An 11,339-nucleotide genomic window follows, 5' to 3' on the forward strand; every position below is an offset into this window, starting at 1 on the left:
TCGCCCGGAATGCGAGCGAAGGCCAGCCTAACTTGGGACGCGGCGACGCGAAGGGGAGGAGAATCGCTGCACCGTGCCCCGAAACGCAACTGCCTTCGCCCTCCCCGCCGCGCGCAAGGCCAAAGCCGCGCCCGAACTCATCGGCGACGACGACCTGCGGTTCGCTGCGATCGCCAGCACCCTCGAACGCTCGATCGCCGACCTCTCGGCGCGGCTCGACGAGGAGCTGCTGCTGAACGCTCGGGAAGGCCAAGCGGCGCTCGACCGCGATCAAGAAGTGCGACGTCTCAACACCCGACTGACGACGCTTCGGCGGTTCGGTCTCGACCTCTGCCTGGGGCGGATGGTGCCTTCCGATGGGTCCGAGCCCATCTACATCGGGCGCCTCGGGCTCACCGGCGACGACGGCGAACGGCTGTTGATCGACTGGCGCTCTCCTGCCGCGGAGCCCTTCTTCGGCGCGACCCACGCGAACCCGTTGGGCCTGGCGAGCCGACGTCGCTACCGGTGGACTCTCGGTCGCATCACCGACTACTGGGATGAAGTGTTCACGACCGACGGGCTCCGCGACAACGCGGCCCTCGACGATCAGTCGGCGTTCATCGCGAGCCTCGGCACCAGCCGATCGCCCCGCATGCGCGATGTGCTCGGAACCATCCAGGCCGATCAGGATGCGATCATCCGCGCCGGTTCGCGTGGTGCACTCGTCGTCGATGGCGGGCCGGGCACCGGTAAGACGGTCGTCGCCCTGCATCGCGCCGCCTATCTTCTCTACTCCGACCCGCGGCTCGACCGCCGCCACGGCGGCTTCCTCTTCGTGGGACCGAGCGCCGCCTACCTGTCGTATGTCGACGACGTGTTGCCGAGTCTCGGCGAGGACGGGGTGACGACCTGCACGTTGCGCGACCTCGTACCGGAGGGGGCCGACGCGCCACCCGAGACCGACCCCGACGTGCTGCGCGTGAAGTCGTCGGCACGGCTGTTCGACGCCCTCGATACGGCGGTGCGCCGCTACGAACAGCCGCCGACGGACAGCCTGCTCATCGATACCGCGTGGGGCCGCACCGAGATCGACGCCGACGACTGGGCCGACGCGTTCGGTTCGCGCGACGAGGCGGTGTCGCACAACGAGGCGCGCGCCGCGGTGTGGCAAGAACTGCTCGAGATCATCATGAGCCGATACGACGAGGAGCAGGCACCGCGGCCGCTGTTGCGCCGCGTGCTGCTTCAGGATGCGGGTCTGCGCCGCACCTTCTCGCAGGCCTGGCCCCTGCTCGATCCGGTGGGGGTCGTCGCCGACCTCTGGTCGGTCCCCTCGTACCTGAAGGCGTGCGCGCCGTGGCTGGCCGACGACGAGTTTCGCGCGGTTCAGCGTGCCGACGGCCGGGCGTGGACGACCTCAGACCTGCCTTTTCTCGACGCGGCGAGGCTGTTGATCGGGGATCCCGAGGCTCCGGCGCGCGCGCGCCGTCGGGCCGCCGTGCTCGCAGCACAACGCGAAGAGATGCAACGCGTTGTCGAGCAATTGATTGCGTCTGAGGAGCTCGGGGACGGCGATGGCAACCTCGCCATGCTCGACGGGGACGACGTACGCAACGCCCTGATCGACGAGACAGCGGTGGAGCTGGACGACGCCGACGAACTCGCCGGGCCGTTCGCCCACATCGTCGTCGACGAAGCTCAGGAACTCACCGATGCGCAGTGGCGGATGCTCGTGCGCCGCTGCCCGTCGAAGAGTTTCACGATCGTCGGCGACCGGGCTCAGGCACGCCACGGGTTCACCGAGTCGTGGCAGGACCGCCTGCGCCGGGTCGGGCTTGACGACATCCACATCTCGTCGTTGACGATCAACTACCGCACCCCGGAAGAGGTGATGGCGGTGGCCGAGCCGGTCATTCGCGCGGTGCTGCCCGACGCTAACGTGCCGACCTCGATTCGCAGCAGCGGCATCCCGGTCACCCGGGCGCCGGTCGCTGAACGCGATGCGATCCTCGATGAGTGGCTCGCGAGCAACGTCGAGGGGATCGCCTGTGTCATCGGCGATCCGTCGTTCACGGCTCGCCCGCGGGTGCTGTCACTGACTCCCGAGGGGTCGAAGGGGTTGGAGTTCGACCTCGTCATGCTCGCCGACTCTGACGAACCGAGTACCGACATCGAGAGGGTGATCGATCGGTACGTCGCGATGACGCGCACGACGCAACGACTCGTGTTACTGACCACCTAGCTTGCTGACCGCCTAGCTTGCTGACCGCCTAGACCGTCGGGGTGACCTTCTCGTCGAGCCAGGTGACGAGGTCGGCCATGACCTCCCGGCGGTTGGTTTCGTTATAGACCTCGTGGCGCGCGCCCTCGTAAATCTCGACCGTGACATCGCTCAGGCCACCGCGCGTGTGGTACGCCGCGGCAAGAAGTTCGACACTGCGCGGGCCGCCTAGCGGATCTTCCGAACCGATCTGGATCAGCAGCGGCAGGTCGTGCGAGATCTTCGTGGGGCGACCGAGCAGCCGCAGCGCCTCGCGCAGCCCGAACAGTTTCGCGACCTTGGCGTCGAAGGTCAGCGGGTCGTTGGCAAAGCGCGTCCACACCTCGGGATCGCGGCTCAGCCACTCGGTGCCCGTTCCACCGGGAACCGCGTGACGCTTCGAGAGGTCGCCCGAGTTCATGTGCAACGCGGTGCGGTACGGGGTGCCACTCAGCACCGCCGCGGCGTAGGGGGAGGCATCCTCATTCAGCATCTTCTGCGCGAAGATCGAGCCGAGGCTGTGGCCCAGCAGCACGAGCGGCAGGTGGGGGTGCTGGTCGTGCAGGATCCCAGACAGCTTTCGGATGCCGGCGAGGGTCGCCGGCACGCCACCGGCGCCGAGCTTGCCCAACTTCGCGTGGTCGCCCGCGTACTGGCCCAGGCCCGTCTGGCCGTGACCGCGAAGGTCACTGGCGTACACGGTGTAGCCGCCGGCGACGAGGGACTGCGCGAGCTCCTCGTAGCGGATCGCGTACTCACCGATGCCGTGGATGATCTGCACCACGCCCCGCGGCTGGGTCGCCTGCCATCCGTAGTAATGGATGGTGACGCCCTCGGCATCCTGGAAGGTGTGTTCGCCGCGTGCCGCCGTGTTGGGCATGGAGCCTCCTCGCTCGGTTCATCGTAGGACTCCTCAAGCCATTAGCCCCGCTAATGAGTTAGGCTAACGATCGTGCCCGAATCTGATGACGACGAGCTGCGGCTGGTGCTGCAGCGGCTCGCGCGCCGCATCCGCATCAATCGTGCTGTCGGCGACCTCGGCGACAGCCAACTCTCCGTGCTCTTTCACCTCGACCGACTCGGGCCGCAGACCCCGGGCGACCTCGCCATCTTGGAACGAGTCACCCCACCGTCGATGAACCGCACCGTCAACGGGCTCGAAGAGGGTGGGCACGTCGTGCGCGCCAAGTCGGTGGATGACGCCCGCAAAGTGCTCGTCGACCTCACGCCGTCGGCTCACGACCTCCTCGTCGACGTGCGGGCGCAACGAACTGCCTGGTTCTCGCAGCACTTGGCGGCTCTCGAGGCGAGCGAACGCTCCCGCCTCGACGCCGTCATCCCGATTCTGCGGAAGTTGGCCGACTCCTGAGCGCGATGTTCAGCTCGCTGCGCGTGCGCAACTACCGGCTGTGGTTCGGCGGCGCCCTGGTATCGAATATCGGGACCTGGATGCAGCGCATCGCGCAGGACTGGCTGGTGCTCACCGTTCTCACTGACGACGATGCGACGGCGGTCGGGATCACGACGGGTCTGCAGTTCGCTCCGATGCTGTTGCTCCTGCCGTTCACCGGTACCGTTGCCGACCGATTCGACCGGCGCAAAGTGCTCGCGATCACCCAGGCCGCGATGGGTGCTCTCGCCCTGGCGCTCGGCATCATCACCCTGACCGGGCACGTCGAACTTTGGATGGTCTACGTCTTCGCGCTGCTGCTCGGCGTCGCGGCAGCCTTCGACTCCCCCGCGCGGCAGGCGTTCGTCGGAGAACTCGTTCCGAACGGACAACTGACCAACGCCGTGGCACTGAACTCAGCGTCGTTCAACGGTGCACGCCTGATCGGCCCGGGGATCGCCGGCATCCTGATCGCCGTCATCGGCAGCGGCTGGGTGTTCATCCTGAACGTCACCACCTTCCTCGCTGTGCTCGGGGCTCTCGCCCTCTTGCGCTCGAACGAACTCATCCCGATGAAGCGTCCACCCCGAGGACCGGGCGCCATCCGTGAAGGGTTGCGGTACGTGCGGGGGCGGTCAGACCTCGTGGTGATCCTCGTGATGGTCTTCCTCTGGGGCACCTTCGGCATGAACTTCGCCGTGTACCTCTCCACGATGTCGCGCATCGTCTTTGACCTCGGCTCGGCCCAGTACGGAGTGCTGTCGTCGGTGCTCGCGATCGGCTCGGTGAGTGGCGCTCTGCTCAGCGCGCGGCGCGAGATCCCCCGACTCTCGACCGTTGCCTGGGCCGCCTTCGGGGCTTCGATCTCGATGACGCTCGCCGCACTCTCCCCCAACGTGTGGGTCTTCGGAATCGCCCTAATTGCGGTCGGAGTCGGAGCGATGACTCTGATGACGACCGCCAACTCGTACGTGCAGATCACTACCCCGCCGAGCATGCGCGGGCGCGTGATGGCCCTCTACATGGCGATCTTCGTGGGCGGCACTCCCGCCGGAGCGCCGCTGATGGGCTGGATCGCCGGCACAGCGGGCCCCCGAATCGCGATGCTGACCGGTGCGGCAGCCGGTGCCGTGATCGTGATCGTTGCCGTCGGGTACTTCCTGCGCACCCGTGCCCTCCGCGTCACCTGGGACCGCCAACGCCGGTGGCCGCTGCACTTCAGCGGAAAAGCGGAAGACCGCGAACTCGCGACCTCAGAAATCGCGATCGTCGAAGTCGAGACCCAGAAGAGCTGAGCCGACGTGGGCTTACGCCTCGCGGGTGATCTCCACAGTCACGAACAACTTGCTCTTGTACGGACCGGCGTAGACCCCGCGCAGGGGAGCGACATCCCCGTAGTCCCGGCCGCGCCCGACGGTGACGTGACGGTCGCCGATCTCGATCAGGTTGGTCGGGTCGTAGCCGTTCCACGCACCGCAAAACCACTCCACCCAGGCGTGCGACTCGCCCTTCACCATTTCGCCGATTTCGGCATCCGGCTTCGGGTGCAGGTATCCGCTCACGTAGCGCGCCGGAATTCCCACGCTGCGCAGGGCGCCGATCGCGAGATGCGTGATGTCTTGACAGACACCCTTCTTGTGCTCCCAGGCCTCCGCGGCTGTCGTGTGTACGCCGGTCACCCCGGGCATGTACTCGATGAGTTCGCCGATCGCGGTGCAGATGGCGAGGGCCGCAGCACACGGTGACGGCTCCTTCGCGACGATCGCGGCGGCAAGTGCGGCGACCTCGGCCGGCGGACGCGTGCGCGGCCTCTGCGCCAGCTGCTCGACAAACTCGGTCGCGCTCTCGATCTCGTCGGCCAGCGCCGTCCACTCGAGCCGGTGATCGGGATGCGGGCGGTCGCGCACTTCGACCAAACTCGTGGCCGCGAGAGTCAACTCGCGGTGCGGCGACAGGATCTCAAACGACGACACCCGGGTGCCCCAGTAGTCGACATAGGTGTGGTGGCTCGAGATCGGCAAAATCTCGAGGTTGCTGAACAGCACCAACTGTCCGTCGGCGCTCACCGGCAGCATCCGTGCCTCGTTGTACGACGCCGTCACCTCGCCGCCGTACTGGAAGCCCGTCTCATGCCGGATGCGCAGTCTCTTCATGAACTCAGCCGTTTCACGTGTTTTCCCCCACCCAAGCGGCGACATCGTTGGTCGGGAAGTAGCGCTGCCGGATCGCTTCGCTGACCGAGGTTGTCGTGGTCTGCACGGCATCCATATGAAGCGGAAGTTCGGCGATCAGATCGGCGACGGAGCGGTATTCGAGTTCGCTGCGAATCTGGCCCAGCAACCGCTGGGCGACGTCGCTCACGCCGAACCTGTCGGCGCGCGGCTCGATCTCGCGCAACTGCTGCTCAGCCCGGGTCACCGAGAACAGGATGCTGCGCGGGAACTGTCGGTCGAGCAGCAGGAACTCTGCGGCCTTCGTGGCGCTCGGGATGCCGCGGTAGGTGCGCAGATACGCCTCGTAGGCGCCGACACTGCGCAGGATCGTGGTCCATGACGGTCCGGATGCCTCGGTCAGACTGCGCGTCGCCAACAGCCGGGCGGTCATGTCGGCCCGCTCGAGAGAACGGCCGAGCGTGAAGAACCGGTACGCCTCGTCGCGGTTGGTGGCCGACTCGACGATCCCGACGGCCAGTGCGGAGCGTTCGCGAACCCAGGTGAAGAACTCGTGCACCTTGTCGCTCGCAACCTTGCGCGGCATCCGGGCGCGGGTCGTGTTGAGCACTTCCCACAACTCGGTGTTCACGACCTCGCGGGCGCGACGGGCGTTCTCGCGGGCAGCCCCCAGGGAATACGCGATGGATGCCGGCTGCGCACGATCGACGGCCAGGAGGTTCAACACGTCGTCGCGGGTAACCTCCGAGTCGGCATCGACCTCGGTGCCCATCACGGAGAGCAGGGCACGGCACGCGAGGTTCTCTTCGATCCAGGGGTCTTCGAGCAACAGCTGGAGGTGAACATCCAGGATGCGCGCGGTGCCGTCGCTGCGCTCGATGTACCGGCCGATCCAGAAGAGGGATTCCGCGATGCGGCTCAGCATGGCTCACCACCCCCGACGGAGGCCTGCTGTTGCTGCTGCTGCTGGTCTTGGCGGGGGGAGTCGTGCGGGCTGTGGTCGGGGAGGTGCGACTCGGTCGAGATGATCGGAATCGACTGGGTCGTGATCGCAGCCTGATCCGCGACGAGGCTCGAAATGTCGTGCTCAGCGGTGCGCAGCCGGTCGAGCCCCACTACCCAGGTGTCTTTCGAGCCGCCACCTTGCGAGGAGTTCACAACGAGCTGACCCTCGGGCAGCGCCACCCGGGTCAGGCCGCCAGGGAGTACCCAGACGTCGGTGCCGTCATTCACCGCGAACGGGCGCAGGTCGGCGTGCCGAGGGCGCATCCCGTCTTCGACGAGAGTCGGGATGGTTGAGAGTTGCACGACGGGCTGCGCGATCCAGCCGCGAGGGTCGGCCCGGAGGGCGATGCGTAGTTCGTCGAGTTCGGCTTTCGTCGCATCCGGTCCCACGACGAGGCCTTTGCCCCCCGATCCGGCGACGGGTTTCACCACGAGTTCGTCGAGGCGGTCGAGAACCTCTTCGAGCGCACCCGGATCTTCGAGCCGCCAGGTGTCAACGTTCGGCAGGATCGCATCCTCAGCGAGGTAGTACCGGATGAGATCGGGCAGGTAGGTGTAGACGAGCTTGTCATCCGCAACGCCGTTGCCGACAGCGTTGGCGATCGTGACGTTGCCCAGGCGTGCGGCGAGCAGCAGACCCGGCGAGCCCAGCATCGAGTCGGCCCGAAACTGCAGCGGGTCGAGAAACTCGTCGTCGACGCGGCGGTAGATGACATCCACCCGGGTCGGTCCGGCAGTCGTGCGCATCCAGACGCGTCCGCCAGAGCAGAACAGGTCGCGACCCTCGACGAGTTCCACGCCCATCAGGCGGGCGAGCAGCGTGTGCTCGAAGTAGGCGGAGTTGTACACCCCCGGGGTGAGCACGACGACGACCGGATCTTCGACACCTTCCGGCGCCGCAGCACGCAGGGCGCTGAGCAACCGGTGCGGGTAGTCGCCGACCGGGCGCACCCGCATTGACATGAACAACTCGGGCAGGGTCTGCGCCATCACCCGGCGGTTCGAGATGACGTAGGAGACTCCCGACGGCACCCGCACGTTGTCTTCGAGCACGCGCCAGGCGCCGAGTTCGTCACGGATCAGGTCGATACCCGAGACCTGGATGCGGACGCCGTTGGCAGGATGGATGCCGGCCGCTTCGCGATGGAAGTGTTCGGACGACGAGATCAGCCCGGCCGGGATGACCCCGTCTTTTACCGCCCGCTGTTCGCCGTAGACATCTGCCAAGAACTTCTCGAGCGCCAGCACCCGCTGCTTGATGCCCGCCTCGACCGTGATCCATTCGGCCTGCGGGATGACCCTCGGAACGGCGTCGAGCGGGAAGGGCCGCTCTTCACCGGCGAAGTCGAACGTGACGCCCTGCGCGAGGTAGGAGGAGGCAAGAGCTTCGGTACGGCCGCGCAGCTCATCCTTCGTCATCTTGGCGAGAGCCGCGTGGATCTCGCGATATGGCTCGCGTGCTCCCGCTGAGCCCTCATCCGATGCCAAAGCCACGTCGGAGAACATCTCGTCGAAGGGCGGTGCACCGCGACGTCGGGCTGCGGTTACCCCGTAGCCGTCGAACAGGTCACCCATGGTGTGAGCCTAGGGCCGACATGTTGCGGGGGTGTTTCCACCCCGCGGGGTTGCCGCGCGGGGGTGGGCGATTCCCGGGTCAGTCGCGCAGCGGGCGTCCGGCGAGGATGATCCCGGCCCCAACGATCGCGCTCAGCGTCAGGAGGATGAGGCTCGACGTCCCGGAGGAAATGTGGGCGAACGCCATCCACAGCGGGAGAGGGATCAGCACGACGACGCCGACAATCGCGAGCCACCCGAGTCGCGCGCGACGAGTCAGCAGCCAGGCCACCCCCACGAAGAGCACTGTCGCGAACCACGGGTTGGCGAACACCATATCGAAGGGGATGGCGTCGCGCCCGGTCGGGAAGGGGAGCCCTACGGTGACCCGCAGCCCGAGAACCACGAACGTCGCGGTGCTTCCGACCACGACGATGATCGAACCGACCACCCTGCCGACGAGCGGGCCGCGGCCGAGGAAAAGACCCGCGACAACGACAGCGAGCGCGAATACCGAGTGCGCCACGTAGAGGGCAACCTGGTCCGACTGGAGCTCGGGGGTCGGGCGATCGAGGACCGCCCCGAAGAGGTTCCCGGAGACCCTCGAAAGTTCGCCATTGGTGAAAACGCTCAGCAGCAGGTAGCCACCGAGGTAGACCGCGATCGCGCTCGCGAGCGACCTGCCGCGCGCGGGTTCGAACAGCGGTCGGGTAACTGTCGACGGCTCAATCGGCTCCGGGATCATTGTCATGCCGTCATCCTGGCAGAGCGACACGACGAAGCGGGCGTGCGACTTATCGGTGAGAGCCGTCACCGTCTTGTCGATGTAATCGATCTAACTGGTGCCGCGGCTAGCGTTGGGTCATGCCAGCGCAACGGGTGCTCATCATCGGCGGAAACGGAATCATCTCGTGGTGGGTGAGTCGGCTCGCCGTCGCTCGGGGCTATCAGGTGACCCAAATCACTCGCGGAGTCAACGTCGACCGGCCTCCGATCGATGCCCTCACCACGCTGCGAGGAGATGCCGACGACCCGGCCTCGATCCGTGCGGCGGTCGGGGATCAGACGTTCGATGTCGTCGCGAACTTCCGGGCGTTCCGGCCGGAGCAGGTGGCCGCCGATGTCGAATTCTTTACCGGCCGAACCGGGCAATACCTCTTCATCTCGTCCGCCTCCGCCTACCAGAAGCCAATCGCCACACTGCCGATCGTCGAGTCCACCCCGCTTCGGAATCCGTACTGGCAGTATTCGCGCGACAAGATCGCCTGCGAAGACCTCCTGGTAGCCGCCTACCGCGACCGGGGTTTTCCGATGACGATCGTGCGGCCGTCGCACACCTATGACGGCGGCAACATGCCCTTCCCCGGGGGTTGGACCGCTTTCCAGCGAATGCTCGACGGCAAACCGATCATCGTGCACGGGGACGGCACCAGCTGGTGGACTCTCACCCACTCTCGAGACTTCGCGAACGCCTTCGTCGGGCTATTCGGCAACCCCCACGCGTTGGGCTTGCCCGTACAGATCACCTCCGACGAGCAACTCACCTGGGATGACATCGCGAGACTCCTCGGACGAACGATCGGAATCGAGCCGACTCTCGTCCACGTCGCGAGCGAGCGGATCGCGCGCGAGCTTCCCGAACTGGGACCGGGGCTGTTGGGCGATTGGTCGCACTCGGTCGCCTTCGACAACAGTCGAATCAAGAGTCTGGTACCCGGCTGGGTCGCGACGACTCCGTTCTCTGACGGCGCCCGCGACATCGCGGACTGGTACCTCGCGGAACCGTCGAGGAAGGTTGTCGATCCAACGATCGATGCCGCCTGGGACCGCCTCGCGGCTCTTTAGTCGGTGCGACGGATCGCACTCGAATCGCGGATCACGAGTGTCGGCTCAAGTTCCTCATGCACGTGAACGTGGGTGTCGGCGCTCAGCAGTTCATCCATCAGGAGCCGCACCGCTCGGCGTCCGAGTTCCGCACGCTGCTGGCGCACGCTCGACAGCGGGATGACGGCCGCACCGGCCCACTCCAGATCGTCGAATCCGACCAGGGCGACGTCTTCGGGGATGCGGATCCCGGCGAGCGCAAGCCTCTGCATGAGCCCCAAGGCGATGAGGTCGTTCGCACACATCACCGCGGTCGGCCATTCTTCCCGCCGCCGCGCAAACAGCAGCTCCGCGACCCGGGCTCCGTCTTCGAGGCGCCATGACTGCGTCTCGACCCGCTCGACTCGGCCGTCGCCCGCTTCGATTGCGGTGAGGAATCCGTCGTAGCGGGCGTCGACTTTGTGTGAGATTCGGGTGCCACCGGCATACATGAGGCGTCGATGGCCGCGCTCGATGAGATGCTCGCCCGCGAGGCGACCGCCGGCGACATCGTCGGTGCGCACCCAGCAGCACGGTCGGTCTCCCGAAATACGGTCGACATAGACGATCGGGATGCCCTGTTCGGCGAGTTCCTCAAGCCGGGAGTTCTCCTCCTCGACGGGCGTGATGATGATCCCGTGGACGCGCTGTTGGATCAGCACATCGAGGTTCTGTTCTTCGCGCAATCGGTCGAGGCCGTTGTGGACCATCACCACGCCGACGCCCTGCACTTTCGCTTCCGCGTCGGCGCCGAGGGTTACATCGACGAAAAAGGGGTTCCCGAGGTCGGCGACGACCAGACCCAGCGTGCGCTCGCGGCCGGGGCGAAACTTGCGGGCCGAATCGCTCGGAGTGAAAGCGAGTGCCGAAATCGAGTCGAGCACCCTTCGCCGCACCTCGGCCGAGACATAGCTCGGTCGATTGAGGACGTTGCTGACGGTCCCGGCAGACACACCAGCGTGCAGCGCGACATCGCGGATCGTCGCCATCACATTCCTCAGATTGCGTCAGTGAGCTCGAGGGGACGTCAGTGAGCTCGGGGGCCGTCAGTTAGCTCGGGGGCCGTCAGTTAGCTCGGGGTGAGAGGAGCGGGGGTCCGCGCCGCAGTGCGACG

10 protein-coding genes are annotated in these 11,339 nt (G+C 66.5%); 4 read left to right on the forward strand and 6 right to left on the reverse strand.

Annotation, left to right across the window (positions count from 1 at the left end; translation table 11 throughout):
• Nucleotides 1-73: 73 nt before the first annotated feature.
• Nucleotides 74-2,224, forward strand: a complete 2,151-nt coding sequence (gene helR / locus ABIR17_RS03835) for an RNA polymerase recycling motor ATPase HelR (RefSeq protein ID WP_348003036.1) — start codon at nucleotides 74-76, stop codon at nucleotides 2,222-2,224.
• Between the two features lie 28 nt (nucleotides 2,225-2,252).
• On the opposite strand, the gene ABIR17_RS03840 is transcribed toward helR, so the two are convergent.
• Nucleotides 2,253-3,122, reverse strand: coding sequence for an alpha/beta hydrolase (locus tag ABIR17_RS03840; RefSeq protein WP_348003037.1), 870 nt, complete (start codon nucleotides 3,120-3,122; stop codon nucleotides 2,253-2,255).
• 72 nt (nucleotides 3,123-3,194) lie between these two features.
• On the opposite strand from ABIR17_RS03840, the gene ABIR17_RS03845 reads away from it, so the two are divergent.
• Nucleotides 3,195-3,611 carry a MarR family transcriptional regulator gene (locus tag ABIR17_RS03845; RefSeq protein ID WP_348003038.1) on the forward strand — a complete coding sequence of 139 codons (417 nt, stop codon included), beginning with the start codon at nucleotides 3,195-3,197 and terminating at the stop codon, nucleotides 3,609-3,611.
• 5 nt (nucleotides 3,612-3,616) lie between these two features.
• Nucleotides 3,617-4,927: an MFS transporter gene (locus ABIR17_RS03850; protein WP_348003039.1), complete on the forward strand. Its 1,311-nt coding sequence runs from the start codon at nucleotides 3,617-3,619 to the stop codon at nucleotides 4,925-4,927.
• A gap of 12 nt (nucleotides 4,928-4,939) precedes the next feature.
• On the opposite strand, the gene ABIR17_RS03855 is transcribed toward ABIR17_RS03850, so the two are convergent.
• The 4 genes from ABIR17_RS03855 to ABIR17_RS03870 form a co-directional block, all read right to left on the reverse strand.
• On the reverse strand, nucleotides 4,940-5,785 hold the full coding sequence (locus ABIR17_RS03855) for a transglutaminase family protein (RefSeq protein WP_348003040.1): 846 nt from the start codon (nucleotides 5,783-5,785) through the stop codon (nucleotides 4,940-4,942).
• Nucleotides 5,786-5,798: 13 nt separating this feature from the next.
• Nucleotides 5,799-6,728 (reverse strand): alpha-E domain-containing protein, encoded by a 930-nt coding sequence (locus tag ABIR17_RS03860; RefSeq protein WP_348003041.1) that lies wholly within the window; start codon nucleotides 6,726-6,728, stop codon nucleotides 5,799-5,801.
• A complete protein-coding gene (locus ABIR17_RS03865; RefSeq protein ID WP_348003042.1) occupies nucleotides 6,722-8,383 on the reverse strand; it encodes a circularly permuted type 2 ATP-grasp protein in 1,662 nt (553 codons plus the stop codon). Before ABIR17_RS03865 ends, ABIR17_RS03860 begins: the two co-directional genes overlap by 7 nt.
• Before the next feature lie 79 nt (nucleotides 8,384-8,462).
• Nucleotides 8,463-9,113, reverse strand: coding sequence for a hypothetical protein (locus tag ABIR17_RS03870; RefSeq protein ID WP_348003043.1), 651 nt, complete (start codon nucleotides 9,111-9,113; stop codon nucleotides 8,463-8,465).
• 113 nt (nucleotides 9,114-9,226) lie between these two features.
• Here ABIR17_RS03870 and ABIR17_RS03875 point away from each other — a divergent pair, with 113 nt between their 5' ends.
• The gene (locus tag ABIR17_RS03875; protein WP_348003044.1) at nucleotides 9,227-10,207 is read left to right on the forward strand and encodes an NAD-dependent epimerase/dehydratase family protein; all 981 of its coding nucleotides are present in this window, start codon (nucleotides 9,227-9,229) and stop codon (nucleotides 10,205-10,207) included.
• Here the strand turns inward: ABIR17_RS03875 and ABIR17_RS03880 are convergent.
• The gene (locus ABIR17_RS03880) at nucleotides 10,204-11,214 is read right to left on the reverse strand and encodes a LacI family DNA-binding transcriptional regulator (protein ID WP_348003045.1); all 1,011 of its coding nucleotides are present in this window, start codon (nucleotides 11,212-11,214) and stop codon (nucleotides 10,204-10,206) included. The genes ABIR17_RS03875 and ABIR17_RS03880 overlap by 4 nt on opposite strands.
• Between the last annotated feature and the right edge of the window lie 125 nt (nucleotides 11,215-11,339).

Source organism: Pseudolysinimonas sp. (genome assembly GCF_039912695.1).
Lineage (GTDB): Bacteria > Actinomycetota > Actinomycetes > Actinomycetales > Microbacteriaceae > Pseudolysinimonas_A.

Excerpts from the sequence above, each read along its gene's own strand:
- ABIR17_RS03840 (WP_348003037.1), bottom strand. The coding sequence starts at position 3,122 with ATGCCCAACACGGCGGCACGCGGCGAACACACCTTCCAGGATGCCGAG.
- ABIR17_RS03850 (WP_348003039.1), top strand. The coding sequence starts at position 3,617 with ATGTTCAGCTCGCTGCGCGTGCGCAACTACCGGCTGTGGTTCGGCGGC.
- ABIR17_RS03855 (WP_348003040.1), bottom strand. The coding sequence starts at position 5,785 with ATGAAGAGACTGCGCATCCGGCATGAGACGGGCTTCCAGTACGGCGGC.
- ABIR17_RS03860 (WP_348003041.1), bottom strand. The coding sequence starts at position 6,728 with ATGCTGAGCCGCATCGCGGAATCCCTCTTCTGGATCGGCCGGTACATC.
- ABIR17_RS03865 (WP_348003042.1), bottom strand. The coding sequence starts at position 8,383 with ATGGGTGACCTGTTCGACGGCTACGGGGTAACCGCAGCCCGACGTCGC.
- ABIR17_RS03870 (WP_348003043.1), bottom strand. The coding sequence starts at position 9,113 with ATGACAATGATCCCGGAGCCGATTGAGCCGTCGACAGTTACCCGACCG.
- ABIR17_RS03875 (WP_348003044.1), top strand. The coding sequence starts at position 9,227 with ATGCCAGCGCAACGGGTGCTCATCATCGGCGGAAACGGAATCATCTCG.
- ABIR17_RS03880 (WP_348003045.1), bottom strand. The coding sequence starts at position 11,214 with ATGGCGACGATCCGCGATGTCGCGCTGCACGCTGGTGTGTCTGCCGGG.